The 18,413-nt window shown below is 60.6% G+C and carries 17 protein-coding genes; 11 read left to right on the top strand and 6 right to left on the bottom strand.

Annotation, left to right across the window (positions count from 1 at the left end; translation table 11 throughout):
* On the bottom strand, positions 1-1,148 hold a 1,148-nt coding region (locus tag BZK31_RS03220; RefSeq protein WP_083181222.1), incomplete at its 3' end, for an NCS2 family permease.
* A gap of 275 nt (positions 1,149-1,423) precedes the next feature.
* On the opposite strand from BZK31_RS03220, the gene BZK31_RS03215 reads away from it, so the two are divergent.
* The 6 genes from BZK31_RS03215 (at position 1,424) to BZK31_RS03190 (ending at position 8,104) form a co-directional block, all read left to right on the top strand.
* Positions 1,424-1,960 carry a (2Fe-2S)-binding protein gene (locus BZK31_RS03215; RefSeq protein ID WP_167377829.1) on the top strand — a complete coding sequence of 179 codons (537 nt, stop codon included), beginning with the start codon at positions 1,424-1,426 and terminating at the stop codon, positions 1,958-1,960.
* The gene (locus BZK31_RS03210; RefSeq protein WP_083181220.1) at positions 1,957-2,946 is read left to right on the top strand and encodes an FAD binding domain-containing protein; all 990 of its coding nucleotides are present in this window, start codon (positions 1,957-1,959) and stop codon (positions 2,944-2,946) included. Before BZK31_RS03215 ends, BZK31_RS03210 begins: the two co-directional genes overlap by 4 nt.
* Complete coding sequence (locus tag BZK31_RS03205) at positions 2,943-5,144, top strand: xanthine dehydrogenase family protein molybdopterin-binding subunit (RefSeq protein WP_083181219.1); 2,202 nt, start codon at positions 2,943-2,945, stop codon at positions 5,142-5,144. The genes BZK31_RS03210 and BZK31_RS03205 overlap by 4 nt, the downstream gene beginning before the upstream one ends.
* A 320-nt stretch (positions 5,145-5,464) precedes the next feature.
* A complete protein-coding gene (locus tag BZK31_RS03200; RefSeq protein ID WP_083181218.1) occupies positions 5,465-6,904 on the top strand; it encodes a cytochrome ubiquinol oxidase subunit I in 1,440 nt (479 codons plus the stop codon).
* A gap of 3 nt (positions 6,905-6,907) precedes the next feature.
* Entirely contained in the window at positions 6,908-7,915 is a 1,008-nt protein-coding gene (cydB, locus tag BZK31_RS03195) for a cytochrome d ubiquinol oxidase subunit II (RefSeq protein WP_083181217.1), read from the top strand.
* Positions 7,916-7,936: 21 nt separating this feature from the next.
* Entirely contained in the window at positions 7,937-8,104 is a 168-nt protein-coding gene (locus BZK31_RS03190) for a DUF2474 domain-containing protein (RefSeq protein WP_073168748.1), read from the top strand.
* A gap of 113 nt (positions 8,105-8,217) precedes the next feature.
* Here the strand turns inward: BZK31_RS03190 and BZK31_RS03185 are convergent, their stop codons facing one another.
* Entirely contained in the window at positions 8,218-9,342 is a 1,125-nt protein-coding gene (locus BZK31_RS03185) for a methyltransferase (protein ID WP_083181216.1), read from the bottom strand.
* A gap of 131 nt (positions 9,343-9,473) precedes the next feature.
* Complete coding sequence (locus BZK31_RS03180; protein ID WP_083181215.1) at positions 9,474-9,707, bottom strand: helix-turn-helix domain-containing protein; 234 nt, start codon at positions 9,705-9,707, stop codon at positions 9,474-9,476.
* Positions 9,708-10,045: 338 nt separating this feature from the next.
* On the opposite strand from BZK31_RS03180, the gene BZK31_RS03175 reads away from it, so the two are divergent.
* The gene (locus BZK31_RS03175) at positions 10,046-10,822 is read left to right on the top strand and encodes a ferredoxin--NADP reductase (RefSeq protein WP_083181214.1); all 777 of its coding nucleotides are present in this window, start codon (positions 10,046-10,048) and stop codon (positions 10,820-10,822) included.
* A 59-nt stretch (positions 10,823-10,881) separates the two neighbouring features.
* On the opposite strand, the gene mscL is transcribed toward BZK31_RS03175, so the two are convergent.
* Complete coding sequence (gene mscL / locus BZK31_RS03170) at positions 10,882-11,328, bottom strand: large-conductance mechanosensitive channel protein MscL (protein ID WP_083181213.1); 447 nt, start codon at positions 11,326-11,328, stop codon at positions 10,882-10,884.
* Between the two features lie 190 nt (positions 11,329-11,518).
* On the opposite strand from mscL, the gene radA reads away from it, so the two are divergent.
* On the top strand, positions 11,519-12,886 hold the full coding sequence (gene radA, locus BZK31_RS03165; RefSeq protein ID WP_083181226.1) for a DNA repair protein RadA: 1,368 nt from the start codon (positions 11,519-11,521) through the stop codon (positions 12,884-12,886).
* Between the two features lie 6 nt (positions 12,887-12,892).
* Here radA and BZK31_RS03160 read toward each other — a convergent pair whose 3' ends face one another.
* Positions 12,893-13,261, bottom strand: a complete 369-nt coding sequence (locus tag BZK31_RS03160) for a PilZ domain-containing protein (protein WP_083181212.1) — start codon at positions 13,259-13,261, stop codon at positions 12,893-12,895.
* 283 nt (positions 13,262-13,544) lie between these two features.
* Between BZK31_RS03160 and BZK31_RS03155 the strand changes: the two genes are divergently transcribed.
* From BZK31_RS03155 to yjiA, 3 genes are all read left to right on the top strand, one after another.
* Positions 13,545-15,620, top strand: coding sequence for a carbon starvation CstA family protein (locus tag BZK31_RS03155; RefSeq protein ID WP_083181211.1), 2,076 nt, complete (start codon positions 13,545-13,547; stop codon positions 15,618-15,620).
* 27 nt (positions 15,621-15,647) lie between these two features.
* Positions 15,648-15,845: a YbdD/YjiX family protein gene (locus tag BZK31_RS03150; protein WP_004884022.1), complete on the top strand. Its 198-nt coding sequence runs from the start codon at positions 15,648-15,650 to the stop codon at positions 15,843-15,845.
* A gap of 94 nt (positions 15,846-15,939) precedes the next feature.
* Positions 15,940-16,917: a GTPase gene (yjiA, locus tag BZK31_RS03145; RefSeq protein ID WP_083181210.1), complete on the top strand. Its 978-nt coding sequence runs from the start codon at positions 15,940-15,942 to the stop codon at positions 16,915-16,917.
* Positions 16,918-17,015: 98 nt separating this feature from the next.
* Here yjiA and glyA read toward each other — a convergent pair whose 3' ends face one another.
* Entirely contained in the window at positions 17,016-18,269 is a 1,254-nt protein-coding gene (glyA, locus tag BZK31_RS03140; RefSeq protein WP_083181209.1) for a serine hydroxymethyltransferase, read from the bottom strand.
* Positions 18,270-18,413: the final 144 nt, after the last annotated feature.

Below are 18,413 nucleotides of genomic sequence, written 5' to 3'. Positions count from 1 at the left end.
AACGGCATCGCCAGCGTGGTGATCACGACAGGCGCAGCGACGGTGACGTCGTCCCAGTCGATTTCGGCCATGCCGGAAGCCATCAGCACGGCAACGAACAGCAGGGCAGGCGCGGTCGCAAAGATCGGCACGCTGCTGGCCAGTGGCGCGAAGAACAGCGCCAGCAGGAACAGCACGGCAACCACGATGGCTGTCAGGCCGGTGCGGCCACCGGCGCTGACGCCCGCGGCGGACTCGATGTAGCTGGTGGTGGTCGAAGTGCCCAGCAGGGAACCGGCCATGGCCGCCGTGCTGTCAGCGATCAGCGCACGGCCCATTTTCGGCATGTGGCCGTCCTTGCCCATCAGCCCGGCGCGTTTGGCAACGCCGATCAGGGTGCCGGAGTTGTCGAAGATGTCCACGAACAGGAAAGCGAAGATGATGCTGACCAGACCGACGTCCAGTGCGCCCATGATGTCCAGTTGCAGAAAGGTCGGTGCCAGCGACGGCGGCATCGACATGACCCCGCCGAATTTGCTGAAGCCCAGTGCAATGGAAGCAAGCGTGACCGCCAGGATGCCGATCAGCACCGCGCCCTTCACCTTGAGCTTGTCCAGTGCAACGATCAGAAAGAAGCCCAGCGTCGCCAGAATCGGTGCAGGCTGTTTGAGATCGCCCATGCTGAGCATGGTGACCGGGTGGCTGACCACGATGCCGGCGTTTTGCAGGGCGATCAACGCCAGAAACAGACCGATACCGGCAGCGATTGCCGAGCGCAGGGGCAGGGGAATGCTGTTGATGATCCATTCACGAATGCGAAAGATCGACAGCAGGAAGAACATCACCGCTGACAGAAACACCGCACCCAGCGCGACCTGCCAGGTATGGCCCATGTGCAGGACCACGGTGTAGGTAAAGAAGGCGTTCAGGCCCATGCCCGGTGCCAGGGCAATCGGGTAGTTGGCGATCAGGCCCATCACGGCTGAGCCGATGGCGGCGGCCAGACAGGTGGCGACGAACAGCGCGCCCTTATCCATACCGGTTTCGCCAAGGATGCTGGGGTTGACGAACAGGATGTAAGCCATCGCCAGGAAGGTCGTGACGCCCGCGAGAATCTCGGTCCTCACGTTGGTGTTGTGTGCCTTGAGTTGAAACAGCCTTTCCAGCATGTCTGGCTCCCCGTGACGCGGCCTGCGTCGTGAATGATTCGACTCCAACAGCAAAGCACAGACCGCCCGGGCAGCCCGCTGGATTGTTGTGGGTCGGAAAAAGCCGCGCATCATACCAGCAGCCAAACGCGATAGGTGTTCATGGATGACGGCTTTTGGATGATCGACGCTTGGCTACAGTCCGTCCAGAAACCCTGAACGTTGCAAATCATGCGGAGTCGTACCCCCTAAGACGCATAAAAATGCGCTGAATGAGTACCTACCGTGAGGTTTCCATGAATGCTCCGAACCTGCTTCCGAAGGATATCGCAAGCCATGCGATTTCTCTGACCCTCAATGGGCAACTGCGTCAACTCGATGTGCAACCCTGGACCACCCTGCTGGATCTGCTGCGCGACCGGCTCGATCTGGTCGGCACCAAGAAAGGCTGCGACCACGGTCAGTGCGGTGCCTGCACCGTACTGCGCGACGGCAAGCGGATCAATGCCTGCCTGACGCTGGCGATCATGTGCGACGGTGCCGAATTGACCACTATCGAGGGCCTCGCCGATGGGGAACAGTTGCACCCGATGCAGCAGGCCTTCATCAAGCACGACGCTTTCCAGTGCGGTTACTGCACGCCCGGGCAGATCTGCTCGGCCGTTGGCCTTGCCAACGAGGGGCGTGCCAGCACCCGTGCCGAGATCCAGGAACTGATGAGCGGTAACCTTTGCCGTTGCGGTGCCTACAGCAATATTCTGGCCGCCGTTGAAGAAGCCCTGCCGCAATTTCACGACGCGACCCAGGCACAAACGCAGCAGGTGAACTCATGAATCCGTTCACCTACAGCAAGCCCGCCGACATCAAAGCCGCCATTGATCTGAGCGGCCCGGCGACGCGTTTTATCGCGGGCGGCACCAACCTGCTCGATCTGATGAAAGAGAACGTCGCTCGCCCCGAACACCTGATCGACATCAACGACCTGCCGCTCAAGGATGTGACCGAGACGGCCTCTGGCGGTCTGATGATCGGCGCGTTGGTCAGCAATGCCGACCTGGCGTGGCACCCGCTGGTCGAAGCGCGCTACCCGCTGTTGAGTCAGGCGCTGCTGGCTGGCGCATCGCCGCAGTTGCGCAATATGGCCAGCACTGGTGGCAATCTGCTGCAACGTACCCGCTGCTATTACTTTTACGACGCCAGCGTGCCGTGCAACAAGCGCGAGCCAGGTAGCGGTTGCCCGGCGAAAGAGGGCCTCAACCGCATTCACGCGATCTTCGGTGCCAGCGATGACTGCGTCGCCACCCATCCGTCCGACATGTGCGTGGCCATGGCTGCGCTGGAAGCGGTGGTGCATGTCGAAGGCCGTGCCGGACGTCGCACCATTGAATTCGCTGATTTCCATCGTCTGCCCGGCGATGCGCCGCAGCGTGACAATCAGTTGGCAGACGATGAGCTGATCACCGCTATCGAACTGCCTGCCGAGCGCTTCGTCGGCCACAGCGCTTACCTGAAGGTTCGTGATCGTGCGTCCTATGCGTTCGCGCTGGTGTCGGTGGCGGCGGCGCTCACGCTGGATGGCGACGTCGTGACGGACGCACGCCTGGCGCTGGGTGGCGTGGCGCACAAGCCATGGCGTGACAAAGCAGTGGAACGTCTGCTGATCGGCAAGCCCGCCACTCGTGAACATTTCGCCGCTGCTGCGGACGCCATGCTGGCCGATGCGCAACCGCTTGCGCACAACGGTTTCAAGGTCAAGCTGGCGCGTCGAGCGATCATCCGCGCGCTGACCGACGCCGCACTGGGAGGTGCTGTCCAATGAATATCCCTTTCTCCCCGATGGGCAAGCCTGTGGACCGTGTCGACGGCAAGCTGAAAGTCACTGGCGGCGCACGATACGCCGGTGAGTACCCGCAAGACGGTCTGCTGTTTGGCAGTGTGGTGTCGAGCACCATCGCCAACGGCCGCGTGCTGAGCATTGATACGTCCGAGGCTTTGAAGGTGCCGGGCGTGGTCGCGGTGCTGGATCATACCAACCGTCCTTCACTGGCCACTTACGACGAAAATTACGAGGACGCCGACTCGGCAGACGGCTCGCCGTTTCGCCCTCTGTATAACGGCAACGTGCTTTACAGTGGCCAGCCGCTGGCGCTGGTGGTGGCCGAATCGCTGGAGATGGCACGGCATGCAGGCTCGCTGATTCGTATCGAATACGAAGTGGAGTCTCACCAGACTGACCTGCACGCCGAGTTGGCCAACGCCAAGGACGCGCCTGCCGAACTGCCCGAGCCGCGTGGCAATTTCGAGGCGGAGCTGGCCAGTTCCGCGCTCAGCGTCGATGTCACGTACAGCACGCCGAGTGAATATCACAACCCGATGGAGCCGCACGCGTCCACGGTTCTGTATCAGGCCGACGGCAGTCTGCAGATCCATGACAAGACTCAGGGCACGCAAAACTGTCAGGACTACCTGCACAAGGTCTTCGGCCTGGAAAAGGACAAGATTCGCGTGCTGGCCGCCTTTGTCGGCGGGGCATTCGGTTCCGGTTTGCGTCCGCAGTATCAGTTGCCACTGGCCGTGATGGCAGCTCTGCACCTCAAGCGTTCGGTGCGCGTCACGCTGACCCGCCAGCAGATGTTCACCTTTGGTTACCGTCCGCGCACCGTGCAGCGCCTGCGTCTTGGCGCTGCGGCCAACGGGCGTCTGTTGGCCATCGGGCATGAAGCGATCGGCCAGACTTCGCGCTTTGAAGACTTCACGGAGCACGTCGTGGAGTGGAGCGGCATGCTCTACCAATGCGACAACGTCCAGTTGACCTACAAGCTGGTGCCGCTGGATGTGTTTACGCCGCTGGACATGCGTGCGCCGGGCGCAGCGCTGGGCATGATCGGCCTGGAGTGCGCAATGGACGAGCTGGCCTGTGCGCTGGCCATCGACCCGGTCCGTCTGCGTCTGACCAACTTCGCCGAGCGCAACGGTAACGAGGACAAGCCGTACTCCAGTAAAGAGCTGCGCGAATGCTACGCCCAAGGCGCAGACCGCTTTGGCTGGGAGCGCCGCAACCCTGAGCCACGCAGCATGCGTGAAGGTCGCCAGCTGGTCGGCTGGGGCATGGCGGGCGGTGTCTGGGAAGCGATGCAGATGAAAGCCAGCGCCAAGGCTCGGCTCGATGCCCAAGGCAAACTGGTGGTCAGCAGTGCGACCACGGACATCGGCACCGGCACTTACACGGTCATGACCCAGATTGCCGCAGAAACCATGGGCATGGCGGTGGAGGACGTGACCTTCCTGCTGGGCGACTCTTCGCTGCCAACGGCGCCGCTGCAAGGTGGCTCATTCACCGTGTCGTCGGTCGGCACGGCAGTTCAGCAAGCCTGCCAGGCCTTGCAGCGTCAAGTGCTTGAAGTGGCCAAAGGAATGTACCCGCAATATGCTTCGGCCACGCCGGACCAGGTGAGTTTCGAGTCGGGCAGCCTGCTTCTGGGCGATCAGGTCATCTCAATGGCGGACCTGGCGGCTGCCCAGTCCAGTGGCGTGATAGAAGTCCAGGTCGATGCCGAGCCGGACAAGAAGCGTGAAGCCTATGCAGCGGCCACCCACTCTGCAGTGTTCGTCGAAGTGCTGGTCGATGAAGACCTCGGCACCATCAAGGTCAAGCGGGTGGTCAGTGCGGTGGCTGCAGGCCGCGTGGTCAATCCGAAGATGGCACGCAGCCAGATTCTCGGCGGCGTGGTGTGGGGCATGGGCATGGCCTTGCAGGAAGAGGCGATGGTGGACCATGACCTCGGCCGTCCGATGAATCACAGCCTGGCGGAATATCACATTCCGGTTAACGCTGATATCGGTGACATTGATGTGCTGTTCGTCGAAGAACACGACGAGATCGTCAACGCGCTGGGTTCCAAGGGGGTCGGCGAAATCGGTATCGTCGGTGTGCCTGCGGCGATTGCCAACGCCATTTACCACGCAACCGGCAAGCGCGTGCGGGAATTCCCCATCACCCTCGACAAGCTGCTTTAGTCCTTGTGATCGTCGCTGCATGCCCACGCGCGGGCATGCAGCACAAATCCATGCAGCGCGAATCATTTCCCCACGCCCCCTGACCAGGTGAGACATCCCGCCACGCGACAAAAGACCACACGGCTCAAGTGGCCGAATGGGACTACTCTTTGACTGCCGGTTGACCCGTGTCATTGCGCGATGACAGTTGATGTGAGTCAACCCGCCAACTCCCTGCGATTGTCATCAGAACAAATAGAAAGATAAGCACTCCATAACCGTGGGGGCATTCACTGCTGGTTAGCGGCCGGCAGCCGGTATCACCTGAGAGAGGAACACTTATGTTCGGTTTGGAGGCTATCGATCTCGCCCGAATTCAGTTCGCATTCACGATTTCGTTTCACATCCTGTTTCCTGCCATCACCATCGGTCTGGCAAGTTACCTGGCTGTGCTCGAAGGCCTGTGGCTGAAGACCCGCGAAGATGTCTACCGCGACCTGTACCATTTCTGGTCCAAGATCTTTGCCGTCAACTTCGGCATGGGCGTGGTATCCGGACTGGTCATGGCCTATCAATTCGGCACCAACTGGAGCCGTTTCTCCGACTTTGCCGGGGCTGTCACGGGACCGCTGCTGACGTACGAAGTGTTGACGGCGTTCTTCCTGGAAGCAGGCTTTCTCGGCGTGATGCTGTTCGGCTGGAACCGCGTCGGACGCAACCTGCACTTCTTCTCCACGGTCATGGTCGCCATCGGCACGCTGATTTCCACCTTCTGGATCCTGTCGTCCAACAGCTGGATGCAGACCCCTCAAGGCTTCGAGATCATCGATGGCCGGGTCATCCCGACTGACTGGTTCGCGGTGGTCTTTAACCCGTCGTTCCCGTATCGCCTGACGCACATGGCCATCGCGGCGTTCGTTGCGACCGCATTCTTCGTCGGCTCTTCGGCGGCCTGGCACCTGTTGCGCGGTCGCGACACGCCAGCGGTACGCAAAATGCTGTCGATGGCGATGTGGATGGCGCTGATCGTCGCACCGATCCAGGCCGTGGTCGGCGACTTCCACGGGCTGAACACGCTCAAGCATCAGCCGGCGAAGATTGCCGCCATCGAAGGTCACTGGGAAAACGTTGGTAACGAGCCAACCCCTCTGATTCTGTTTGGCATTCCCGACATGAAGGAAGAGCGCACCAAGTACGCGGTGGAAATTCCGTACCTGGGCAGCCTGATCCTGACCCATAGCCTCGACAAGCAAGTACCGGCACTGAAGGAGTTCAAACCTGAAGACCGTCCGAATTCGACCATTGTGTTCTGGTCGTTCCGGGTCATGGTCGCGCTGGGCATGCTGATGATCCTGACCGGTCTGTGGAGCCTGTGGCTGCGCAAGCGTGGCACGCTCTATCAGTCCCGTCCGTTCCTGTATCTGGCGCTGTGGATGGGGCCGTCCGGTCTGGTCGCGATTCTGGCGGGCTGGTTCACCACTGAGATTGGCCGTCAGCCGTGGGTCGTGTACGGCCTGATGCGCACCGCCGATGCCTCTTCCGGTCACAGCGTTGCGCAGATGAGCATCACCCTGGTGCTGTTCGTGGTCGTCTACTTCGTGCTGTTCGGCGCAGGCCTGGGCTACATGATGCGTCTGGTTCGCAAAGGTCCTAAAGCCTATGTCGAACATGTGCCACACGGTGGTCCGGGTCAGAAACGCACACCGGCCCGTCCGCTCTCCGCTGCCGTTGAAGGCGCGGAAGAGGGCGACAACGTTGACGCTCTCGGCAAGGGGAATTAAGCCATGGGTATCGATCTTCCGCTGATCTGGGCCGTCATCATCATCTTCGGCATCATGATGTACGTCGTGATGGACGGCTTTGACCTGGGCATCGGGATTCTCTTCCCGTTCATGAAAGACAGTTCCGACCGTGACGTGATGATGAACACCGTCGCGCCGGTCTGGGACGGCAACGAAACCTGGCTGGTACTGGGCGGCGCCGCGCTGTTCGGCGCCTTCCCGCTGGCGTATTCAGTGGTGCTGTCGGCGCTGTACCTGCCGCTGATGTTCATGCTGATGGGGCTGATCTTTCGTGGCGTAGCCTTCGAGTTCCGCTTCAAGGCGACCGAAGAGAAGCGTCATTTGTGGGACAAGGCCTTCATCGGCGGTTCGCTGGCGGCGACGTTCTTCCAGGGCGTGGCACTGGGCGCGTTCATCGAAGGCATCCCGGTGGTGAACCGCCAATACGCCGGCGGCTCGCTTGACTGGCTTGCGCCGTTCCCGATGTTCTGCGGGCTGGCCCTGATCGTGGCGTATGCGCTGCTGGGCTGCACCTGGCTGATCATGAAGACCGAAGGCTCGTTGCAAAAAGCGATGCACGACCTGGCGCGTCCGCTGGCGATCGCTGTGCTGGTGGTCATGGGCGTGGTCAGTCTCTGGACACCGCTGGCGCATGCGGACATCGCACACCGCTGGTTCAGCATGCCGAACCTGGTGTGGTTCATGCCGGTGCCGATTCTGGTGCTGGTGACCATGTACGGTCTGTTCAAGGCCGTCGCACGCAACGCGCACTACACGCCGTTCCTGCTGACCCTGCTGCTGATCTTCCTGGGTTACAGCGGGCTGGGCATCAGCCTGTGGCCGAACATCATTCCGCCGTCGGTTTCGATCTGGGACGCCGCCGCGCCTCCGCAGAGTCAGGGCTTCATGCTGGTCGGTACGCTGTTCATCATTCCGTTCATCCTGGGATACACCTTCTGGAGCTACTACGTGTTCCGCGGCAAAGTCACCGCTGAAGACGGTTATCACTAGTCCGAACCGAGGAGATTGACGATGTCTGGCAAGAACTCCATGCACGACCCGGATCCGGCGCTGAGCAAGCCGCTCTGGCAACGACTGGCCTGGCTGGTCGGTATCTGGGCAGGCAGCGTATTCGCGCTGTTCATCGTGGCCAGTCTGATGCGCATGTTCATGAATGCGGCCGGCCTGACCACGCACTGATCGTCACTGAAAGCATTCCCACACCGTGTCCACGGACACGTTTTCAAGCCCTCCGGTTTCGGAGGGCTTTTTTTTGAGCTGTCAAAAGGTCAGCAGGCTGAAAAGGGGCTGGATTACTTGCGGGCTTTGAGAATCACGAACTTGGGTGTGGCCGCGACTTGCTCGACACCGCGAAACAGACGCGAGAGCTTGGTGTGATAGCCCAGATGGCGATTTCCGACGATGTACAGCGCGCCGCCGGTGACCAGGGCGGCGCGGGCCTGCTGAAACATGCGCCAGGCCAGGAAGTCGCCTACCACCTGCTGTTGATGGAAAGGCGGATTGCACAGCACCACGTCCAGTGAATCGGGCTCATGACCGGCCAGGCCGTCAGCGGCGCGGATCATTACGTCACGTTCGCCCAGGCTGGCGCGCCAGTTTTCGGCGGCAGACTGCACGGCCATGAATGACTCGTCCACCAGCGTGTAATGCGCCTCGGGGTTCTCCAGCGCGCTGGCAATCGCCAGCACGCCGTTGCCGCAGCCCAGATCCGCGACCCTGGCCGAACCCAGGTTCTTCGGCAGCCAGGGTAAAAACGCGCGCGTGCCGATATCCAGACCCTCCCGGCAGAACACGTTGGCATGATTGAGCAGCTCGATGGCGGGTTCATCGAGTGTGTAGCGAGTGGGATAAGGCGAAGGCCTGATCTCTTTGATCTGCGGCGTGGCGCACAGCAGCCTGGCCTTCTTGACCGCCAGAGATGCCTGAACGGGGCCGATGTACTCTTCCAGCAGGTCGCCAGCCGAGCGCGGTAGATGCTTGATCATGGCGGCTGCCACGACACGTGCGCCAGGCGCCAGTTGGCCTTGCAGGCGGATGAGTTGCTCTTCCAGCAGGGCGAGTGTCTTGGGCACGCGGATCAAAACCCAGTCGAAGGGACCGGCCAACGGCTCGCTGGCCGCAATCAGCGGCACGCTGTCATAGGCCATGCCATTACGCGTCAGGTTCTTTTCCAGGCCTTGTGCGGCGAGAAACGAATCGGTGCTGCTGCTCACGGTTGCATGCCGGGCAAGACTGGCCGCCAGCGCGCCGAAGCTGTCATTGAGGATCAGCACGCGGCTTTGCAGGGTCAGACCGGCTTCGGCAACGTGATTGAGCAGGTACTCGTCAGCGGCATCGAATGCCTGCAGCGGCTCATCTTGCTGTTCGGGCTGGCGAATGAGGTCAAGTTGAGCGAAAGGGCTGATGAGCAAGGGCATTGGCAGGAAAACTCTGAGCAGTCGAGCGTGTGTCACGTAAGCCCGCCCATTGGCGGGCTCGCTGAGGGAGGGGATTTTACGTACTTTTTGCGCTTTGACACCTGCCCATTGGTGCCCAAACGCAGGCTTTGTCAGAACATACCGCTGAGCGCCGCCTGAACCACGGCCGCAGTTTTGTTGCAGACGCCCATTTTGTGCACTGCACTGGCGACGTGAAAATGAATGGTTCGTTCTTTCAGGCAAAGGATCAGCGCGATGTCACTGGCTGTCTTGCCTTTGGCTGACCACTTGAGGACTTCGATTTCTCGTTTTGTCAGGCCGTTGGGGTTGGATAGGGGTAATGCATTGAGTTCCATACTTTCCATGATCGCCTCCATGCCTTTTGATGGCGAGATTTCGCTGTGCTTTTATCCAGTCTAGGAAAAATGAACGCAACATTTCACACGTCAAAAACTATCCGGACGGATGGCTTGATGGCCTTTCTGTATCCAAAAGGGCGTCTCTCGGCTAGAACATCCGTACTAGCCGGGTTCGCGCTGTAACGGTTAGTCGAGGTACGACGGCGTTGGTATGAAAGCAGAACCAAATGCTCTAAACGTTTAAGGCCCGTCCACGTACAAGCCCTACAAACCGACGGTGTTTATCGAGCGCGGTTTGCGGGACACTGACGCACATGTCCACATTCGGGAGCCCGAGGCGCACCATGACCGTCAGCGAAGACAAGTTCACCCGGCAGACGCTTCAGCGTGTCACACCATTGACCCCCAGTCTGTTCACCCTGCGCACGACCCGCGATCCCGGTTTCCGGTTTCGTGCCGGGCAGTTTGCGCGCCTGGGCGTGACCAAGGCCGATGGCTCCACGGTATGGCGCGCCTACTCGATGGTGTCATCCCCGCATGACGAGTTTCTGGAGTTCTTTTCCATCGTGGTGCCCGACGGGGAGTTCACCAGCGAGTTGAGCCGTCTGCGCGAAGGGGACAGCCTGATGGTCGAAAAACAGGCCTTCGGTTACCTGACGCTGGACCGCTTCGTCGATGGACGTGATCTGTGGCTGTTATCCACAGGCACCGGCGTAGCGCCATTTCTGTCGATCCTTCAGGACTTCGAGGTGTGGGAAAAATTCGAGCGGGTGATTCTGGTCTACAGCGTGCGTGAGTCTCGAGAACTGGCTTATCAAGAGCTGATTGCGCAATTAATGCAGCGTGAATACCTGGCCGAGTACGCCGACAAGTTTCTGTTCCTGCCCACCGTGACCCGCGAACAGCATGCAGGCGCCTTGAAGGGGCGCATCACGCACCTGATCGAAAACGGCGAGCTGGAACGCGCAGCAGGCATCGCCCTGACGCCGGAACATTCGCGCGTCATGCTGTGCGGCAACCCGCAGATGATCGATGACACACGAGCCGTGCTCAAACAGCGCGACATGCGCCTGAGCCTGTCGCGCAAGCCGGGGCAGATCGCGGTCGAAACCTATTGGTAACGCCCGCTTTCACAAGGGTTGAACTGCACCCGGCCTGCGTCCCGGCAGGCCACGAGGGTTTACATCGGGCGGGCAGGGTCCACGGTGATCGGCGCAGCAGGCTTGTTCTGTTCCTTGAGCAGGTCACGTATCTCGCCCAGCAGCACTTCTTCCTTCGAAGGCGTTGGCGGCAGGGTCGGGGCTTTGGCTTCTTCGCGTTTCAGGCGGTTGATGGCCTTGACGCCCATGAAGATGGCGAACGCCACGATGATGAAGTCAATGACGGTCTGGATGAACTTGCCGTAGGCGAGCAGCACCGCAGGAGCTGCGCCGTCAGCGGCGCGGAGGGTGACGGCCAGGTCGCTGAAATCCACGCCACCGATCAACAGCCCCAGCGGCGGCATGATGACATCGCCGACGAACGACGAAACGATCTTGCCGAATGCCGCGCCAATGATGATACCGACGGCCATATCGACCACGTTACCTTTGACCGCGAAGGCCTTGAACTCGCTTAGTACGCTCATGAGTAATTCCTTGTTACAGATAAATGGACCCGGTGCAGTGTAATCCACTCATACGGGTGTCGCCCGGTGCACGTTCAATCGACCGGGCTGAGCCATGGAAGTTTTATCCGTTGTCAAAGCCGTGAGCCGACAACTGGCCAGTCCAGGCCGCAACCTGCGTTATGATGTGTGCTTTTACGACGGGGGTCTCATGGCCAAGGCTAAACGCTTGTACGGCTGCACAGAATGCGGCGCGACGTTTCCCAAATGGGCGGGCCAGTGCAGCGATTGCGGCGCCTGGAACACCCTTGTCGAAACCATGATTGAAAGCGGCGCGGCTGCGCCTCCAAGCGGACGTACCGGCTGGACCGGTGCTCAGGCTCAGATAAAGACCCTGGCCGAGGTCAGCGTCGAAGAAATCCCGCGTTTCTCCACCAACTCCGCCGAGCTGGACCGCGTGCTGGGCGGTGGTCTGGTGGATGGCTCCGTGGTGTTGATCGGCGGTGACCCTGGTATCGGCAAATCCACGATCCTGCTGCAGACGCTGTGCAACATTGCGCAACGCATGCCCGCGTTGTATGTGACCGGTGAGGAGTCCCAGCAACAGGTCGCCATGCGCGCTCGCCGGTTGGGGCTGCCGCAGGACAAGCTGCGGGTCATGACCGAGACCTGCATCGAATCGATCATTGCCACGGCGCGCGTCGAGCAGCCGAAGGTGATGGTGATCGACTCCATCCAGACGATCTTCACCGAGCAGTTGCAATCTGCACCCGGCGGTGTGGCGCAGGTGCGCGAGAGCGCTGCGTTGCTGGTGCGCTACGCGAAGCAGAGCGGCACGGCGATCTTTCTGGTCGGCCATGTGACCAAGGAGGGCGCATTGGCGGGGCCGCGTGTGCTGGAACACATGGTCGATACCGTGCTGTATTTCGAGGGCGAGTCCGATGGACGATTGCGCCTGTTGCGCGCCGTGAAAAACCGCTTTGGCGCAGTCAACGAACTGGGCGTATTCGGCATGACCGACAAGGGCCTGAAGGAGGTCTCCAACCCGTCGGCCATCTTCCTCACCCGGGCTCAGGAAGAAGTGCCGGGCAGTGTGGTCATGGCCACATGGGAAGGCACGCGGCCCATGCTGGTCGAAGTCCAGGCGCTGGTAGACGACAGTCACATGTCCAACCCGCGGCGGGTGACACTGGGGCTGGATCAGAATCGCCTGGCAATGCTGCTGGCCGTCCTGCACCGCCACGGCGGTATTCCGACCCACGATCAGGACGTGTTTCTCAATGTGGTGGGCGGCGTGAAGGTGCTGGAAACGGCCTCCGACCTGGCCCTGATGGCGGCGGTCATGTCCAGCTTGCGCAATCGCCCTTTGCCGCACGATCTGCTGGTGTTCGGTGAAGTCGGGCTGTCCGGGGAAGTCAGGCCGGTGCCCAGCGGACAGGAGCGTCTGAAGGAGGCGTTCAAACATGGCTTCAAGCGGGCCATCGTGCCCAAAGCCAATGCGCCGAAGGAAGCGCCCGCCGGATTTCAGATCATCGCCGTGACTCGCCTCGAGCAGGCGCTGGACGCGTTGTTCGAGTAATGCGCGTTAGAGTTCGATCAGTGCCGCCAGCTCGCGGTCCAGCTCGGCCTGGTCGCCCAGATTCAGTTCGATCAGCCGTTTCAGGTGGCTGATCGACTGCAGACCGATGTGCAGACATACGAACCCCAATTGCCCGTTATGGTCGTGGGCCAGTCGTGCGTCCATTTCCACATACACATCGGGGCTCAGGTGGATGTCGACCAGAAAGTTCTGGTCCGGGTCGCCGGTCCAGGGATCAGGCTTTTCGATGAGCAGACCTTTCAGCGAGAGGTCGACCAGTTGTACTTTCCAGCTTTGGTCACCCTGCTTCATGTCGGTCTTCGCATCGAAGGCTATGCGTTTGAAGCGGCGGCGATCTGCGTGTGAGTCGGTCATCGGGTGAGCTCTCTTGTTGCGGCATTCCGTGGGCCTGGGGCTGGTCTTTTCAGGCTGATCGATAGGGCTTTCATGCACGATAGACCTGAAAGGGTCCGGCGGACAGATGGCAGTCACAGATTTATTGCCAACATGCCGGTGAGCGTGCACGCAGCGCTCTATGCCGGGTATCTGCCGTAATTGATCAAAAAACGGTCTAGACCATCGTGGGGGGTGGCCTTTCGCTGCGACAGCGCTAAACTCGCATTGCTTGCCTTCTAGTCAACTCTGCTGGAATAAAAAAATGAAAAATAATAATAGTCTGATGCGCCATGTTCCCTGGCTCATCGTCGCAATTGTTGGAGCATGTGCTCTGGGGGTCGTGGCCTTGCGCCGCGGTGAGGCGATCAACGCCTTGTGGATAGTGGTCGCAGCGGTGGCCATTTATCTGGTTGCCTATCGTTACTACAGTCTTTTCATCGCCAATCACGTCATGCAACTCGACCCTCTGCGCGCAACGCCTGCAGTGGTCAACAACGACGGTCTGGACTACGTGCCGACCAACAAACACATTCTCTTCGGTCACCACTTTGCAGCCATCGCAGGCGCAGGCCCGCTGGTCGGTCCGGTGCTGGCGGCGCAGATGGGGTATCTGCCCGGCACGCTGTGGCTGATTGCCGGTGTGGTGCTGGCCGGTGCGGTGCAGGATTTCATGATTCTGTTCCTGTCCACGCGTCGCAACGGTCGCTCGCTGGGCGACATGGTGCGCGAGGAGATGGGCCGCATTCCCGGCACCATCGCCTTGTTCGGTTGCTTCCTGATCATGATCATCATCCTCGCGGTGCTGGCGCTGATCGTGGTCAAGGCGCTGGCCGAGAGCCCGTGGGGCATGTTCACCGTGATGGCGACCATCCCTATCGCGATGTTCATGGGCATTTACATGCGCTACATCCGCCCGGGCCGCATCGGTGAAATCTCCATAATCGGCGTGATTCTGCTGCTGGCCTCGATCTGGATTGGCGGTGCGGTCGCGGCCGATCCGACCTGGGGCCCGATGTTCACCTTCACCGGCGTGCAGATCACCTGGATGCTGGTGGGCTACGGTTTCGTCGCCGCCATGCTTCCAGTCTGGCTGCTGCTCGCACCGCGTGACTACCTGTCGACTTTCCTGAAGATCGGCACCATCGTGGCGTTGGCGATCGGCATTCTGATCCTCGCGCCAGAGCTGAAAATGCCGGCCCTGACCCAGTTCACCAACGGTACGGGTCCGGTCTGGAAAGGCGCATTGTTTCCGTTCCTGTTCATCACCATCGCCTGCGGCGCAGTGTCGGGCTTCCACGCGCTGATCTCGTCGGGCACCACGCCCAAGCTGCTGGATAACGAAAAGAACGCCCGTTACATCGGTTACGGCGGCATGCTGATGGAGTCGTTCGTGGCCATCATGGCAATGGTTGCCGCATCGGTGATTGAGCCTGGCGTGTACTTCGCCATGAACAGCCCGGCCGCCGTGGTCGGCAGCGACGTGGTGAGCGTGGCGCAGACGGTCACCAGTTGGGGCTTTACCATCACTCCCGAGCAACTGACCGCCGTGGCCAAGGACATCGGTGAAAACACTGTTCTGGCGCGTGCCGGTGGTGCGCCGACCCTGGCGGTCGGTATCGCGCAGATCCTGCACCAGGTCCTGCCTGGCGAAAACACCATGGCGTTCTGGTATCACTTCGCGATCCTGTTCGAAGCGCTGTTCATTCTGACGGCGGTTGATGCCGGTACCCGTGCCGGTCGCTTCATGCTGCAGGATCTGCTGGGCAGCTTCGTTCCGGCCTTGAAGCGCACCGAGTCCTGGACGGCCAACGCCATTGGCACCGGTGGTTGCGTGGCCCTTTGGGGTTATCTGCTGTATCAGGGCGTGATCGATCCGCTGGGCGGCATCAATACCTTGTGGCCGCTGTTCGGTATCTCCAACCAGATGCTGGCCGGTATCGCCCTGATGCTCGCCAGCGTAGTGTTGATCAAGATGAAGCGTCAGCGTTACGTCTGGGTCACCATGCTGCCCGCTACCTGGCTGCTGATCTGCACCGTCACCGCTGGCCTGATCAAGCTGTTCGACTCCAACCCGGCCGTTGGCTTCCTGGCGCTGGCCAAGAAGTACAGCGCTGCTGCGGATGCCGGTCAGATTCTGGCTCCGGCCAAGACCATGGATCAGATGCAGCACGTGATCTTCAACGCTTACACCAACGCAGGGCTGACCGTGCTGTTCCTGTTCGTGGTGTTCAGCATCCTGTTCTATGCCTTGAAAGTGGGCAGCGCGGCATGGGGCAAGAAGGAGCGTACCGACAAGGAAGCTCCATTCCAGGCCATGCCGCCGGCGTCGCAGGTGTGATGATGTCCATCCAGAGAGGATCTGCCCATGTTCAATGACCTGAGTCGGCTCGGGAAATACCTCGGTCAGGCTGCGCGCCTGATGGTGGGCATGCCTGACTACGACACCTATGTCGAGCACATGCAGACCACGCACCCGGACAAGCCGATGATGACCTACGAGCAGTTCTTTCGGGAGCGGCAAGAGGCACGTTACGGCGGCAAGGGCGGTCCGAAGTGCTGCTGATCCTCTGATCTGCGTTATCGTGTGACCCGACGCGCCACAGGCTGCTACCTGTGGCGCGTTTTCATTTCAGTTCAATGCACCCGTCTGGAGCCTTATGAGCGAGTTGCTACCCATCCCCGTCACCGTGCTGACCGGTTTTCTGGGCGCAGGCAAGACCACGTTGCTGCGCCACCTGCTCAAAGCCGAGCACGGCCTGAAAATCGCTGTGATCGAGAATGAATTCAGCGAGGCCGGCATCGACAGCCAGTTGCTGGGCACCGATCCCGTGCAGGTCATGACCCTGTCCAACGGCTGCGTCTGCTGCACCATTCACACTGACCTGACCAAAGCGCTGTACCTGCTGCTGGAGCGGCTGGACAGTGGCGAGATCGCGTTCGACCGTCTGGTCATCGAATGCACCGGTCTGGCCGACCCCGCACCCGTCGCGCAGACCTTTTTCATCGACGAAGAGCTGCGTGAACGTTACATCCTCGACGGCATCATCACGCTGGTGGATGCCGCCCACGCCGATACGCACCTGCAACAGACCATCGCTCAGGCGCAGATCGGTTTCGCCGACCGATTGCTGGTCAGCAAGCGTGATCTGGTGGACGACACAGCGTTCGAGGCCTTGAGTGCACGCCTGACCCGCATCAACCGTCGCGCACCTATTCGCCTCGTTGAGCACGGCAAGATCGACCTCGCCGAACTGCTCGATGTGCGCGGCTTCAACCTCAACGCCGACCTGAACGGCGGCGTGACGCTGCGTCCGCTGGCACCCGTCGGCAACTCCGGCGATCGCATCACCAGCCTCGTACTGCGCAGCGAAAAACCACTGGATATCGACAGGCTCAGCGCGTTCATGAATGAACTGCTGGAAGACCATGGCAAACAACTGCTGCGCTACAAGGGCGTGCTCAACATCGCCGGTGAAGACCGCAAACTGGTGTTTCAAGGTGTGCTGAAGCTGTACGGATTCGATTTCGACGTCGAATGGGCTGCCGATGAACAGCGTGAAAGCGTCATCGTGTTCATCGCCGATGAGTTGCCGGAGGAGAAGATTCGGGCGGGCTTTGAGGCGATGTCGGCATAGCGGCGCGGGGCTCGCTCGCCAGGGTGCAGCAACTTCAAGCAAAAAGCCCCGGCTCTTTCGAACCGGGGCTTTTTGGTTACTGCGTCAGGCTATATCGATCAAGCGCCGTAAACCGGCAGCCTGGCGCAGATGGCTTTGACTTTCTCACGAACGGCGTCGATCACCGCTTCGTTGTTCAGGTCAGCCAAAATGTCGCAGATCCAGCCGGCCAGTTCCTTGCACTCTGCTTCCTTGAAGCCGCGAGTGGTCACTGCCGGGGTGCCGAAGCGCAGGCCGGAGGTGACGAACGGGGAGCGTGGGTCGTTCGGGACGGAGTTCTTGTTCACGGTAATGAATGCCTTGCCCAGTGCGGCATCGGCGTCTTTACCGGAGATGTCCTGCTTGATCAGCGACAGCAGGAACAGGTGATTTTCAGTACCACCGGACACCACGTCGAAACCGCGCTCGATGAATACACCGGCCATGGCCTTGGCGTTCTTGACCACTTGCTGCTGGTAAGCCTTGAACTCAGGCTGCAGCGCTTCTTTGAAGCATACGGCCTTGGCGGCGATGACATGCTCCAGCGGACCGCCTTGTGCGCCCGGGAACACGGCGGAGTTGAGCTTCTTCTCGATGTCGGCGTTGGCGCGTGCCAGGATCAGGCCGCCACGTGGACCGCGCAGGGTCTTGTGCGTGGTGGTGGTCACGACGTCAGCGAATGGCACCGGGTTCGGGTAGACACCTGCGGCAACCAGACCGGCTACGTGAGCCATGTCGACGAACAGGTAGGCACCGACCTTGTCGGCGATTGCGCGGAAACGCGGGAAGTCCAGGATCTGCGAGTAGGCAGAGAAACCGGCAACGATCATTTTCGGCTTGTGCTCGACAGCCAGGCGCTCGACTTCGTCGTAGTCGATCATGCCGTTGGCATCGATGCCGTACTGCACAGCGTTGTACAGCTTGCCCGAAGACGAAACGCTGGCACCGTGGGTCAGGTGACCGCCGTGAGCCAGGCTCATGCCCAGAATGGTGTCGCCGCCTTGCAGCAGGGCCAGATAGACCGCCGAGTTGGCTTGCGAGCCTGCGTGCGGCTGGACGTTGGCGTAATCGGCGCCGAACAGTTGCTTGGCGCGGTCGATGGCCAGTTGCTCAACCACGTCGACGTACTCGCAGCCACCGTAGTAACGCTTGCCCGGATAGCCTTCGGCGTACTTGTTGGTCAGGACCGAGCCCTGAGCTTCCATGACGGCCGGACTGGTGTAGTTTTCCGAGGCAATCAGCTCGATGTGTTCTTCCTGACGCAGAGCTTCTTGCTCCATGGCGGCAAACAGATCGGCGTCGTACTTCGCGAGAGTCAAATCACGGCTGAACATGGCAGTCCTCAAGGGGGCATGGCGGAAAAGGGGGGCATTCTAACCCATCGGGTTTTATCTGGCATATGAAAGGCAGTCATGTGCCGGATGAATGGGGTGCGTGATCACCGCTCACACGCGGGCGGATGCACCGGCTGAACGCCA

This window comes from Pseudomonas floridensis (genome assembly GCF_002087235.1).
Classification (GTDB): Bacteria; Pseudomonadota; Gammaproteobacteria; order Pseudomonadales; family Pseudomonadaceae; genus Aquipseudomonas; species Aquipseudomonas floridensis.
Note: the sequence above shows the minus strand (reverse complement) of the source record. Positions and strands in the feature narration are given on the sequence as shown.

Excerpts from the sequence above, each read along its gene's own strand:
- BZK31_RS03215 (WP_167377829.1), top strand. The coding sequence starts at position 1,424 with ATGAATGCTCCGAACCTGCTTCCGAAGGATATCGCAAGCCATGCGATT.
- BZK31_RS03210 (WP_083181220.1), top strand. The coding sequence starts at position 1,957 with ATGAATCCGTTCACCTACAGCAAGCCCGCCGACATCAAAGCCGCCATT.
- BZK31_RS03205 (WP_083181219.1), top strand. The coding sequence starts at position 2,943 with ATGAATATCCCTTTCTCCCCGATGGGCAAGCCTGTGGACCGTGTCGAC.
- BZK31_RS03200 (WP_083181218.1), top strand. The coding sequence starts at position 5,465 with ATGTTCGGTTTGGAGGCTATCGATCTCGCCCGAATTCAGTTCGCATTC.
- cydB (WP_083181217.1), top strand. The coding sequence starts at position 6,908 with ATGGGTATCGATCTTCCGCTGATCTGGGCCGTCATCATCATCTTCGGC.
- BZK31_RS03190 (WP_073168748.1), top strand. The coding sequence starts at position 7,937 with ATGTCTGGCAAGAACTCCATGCACGACCCGGATCCGGCGCTGAGCAAG.
- BZK31_RS03185 (WP_083181216.1), bottom strand. The coding sequence starts at position 9,342 with ATGCCCTTGCTCATCAGCCCTTTCGCTCAACTTGACCTCATTCGCCAG.
- BZK31_RS03180 (WP_083181215.1), bottom strand. The coding sequence starts at position 9,707 with ATGGAAAGTATGGAACTCAATGCATTACCCCTATCCAACCCCAACGGC.
- BZK31_RS03175 (WP_083181214.1), top strand. The coding sequence starts at position 10,046 with ATGACCGTCAGCGAAGACAAGTTCACCCGGCAGACGCTTCAGCGTGTC.
- mscL (WP_083181213.1), bottom strand. The coding sequence starts at position 11,328 with ATGAGCGTACTAAGCGAGTTCAAGGCCTTCGCGGTCAAAGGTAACGTG.
- radA (WP_083181226.1), top strand. The coding sequence starts at position 11,519 with ATGGCCAAGGCTAAACGCTTGTACGGCTGCACAGAATGCGGCGCGACG.
- BZK31_RS03160 (WP_083181212.1), bottom strand. The coding sequence starts at position 13,261 with ATGACCGACTCACACGCAGATCGCCGCCGCTTCAAACGCATAGCCTTC.
- BZK31_RS03155 (WP_083181211.1), top strand. The coding sequence starts at position 13,545 with ATGAAAAATAATAATAGTCTGATGCGCCATGTTCCCTGGCTCATCGTC.
- BZK31_RS03150 (WP_004884022.1), top strand. The coding sequence starts at position 15,648 with ATGTTCAATGACCTGAGTCGGCTCGGGAAATACCTCGGTCAGGCTGCG.
- yjiA (WP_083181210.1), top strand. The coding sequence starts at position 15,940 with ATGAGCGAGTTGCTACCCATCCCCGTCACCGTGCTGACCGGTTTTCTG.
- glyA (WP_083181209.1), bottom strand. The coding sequence starts at position 18,269 with ATGTTCAGCCGTGATTTGACTCTCGCGAAGTACGACGCCGATCTGTTT.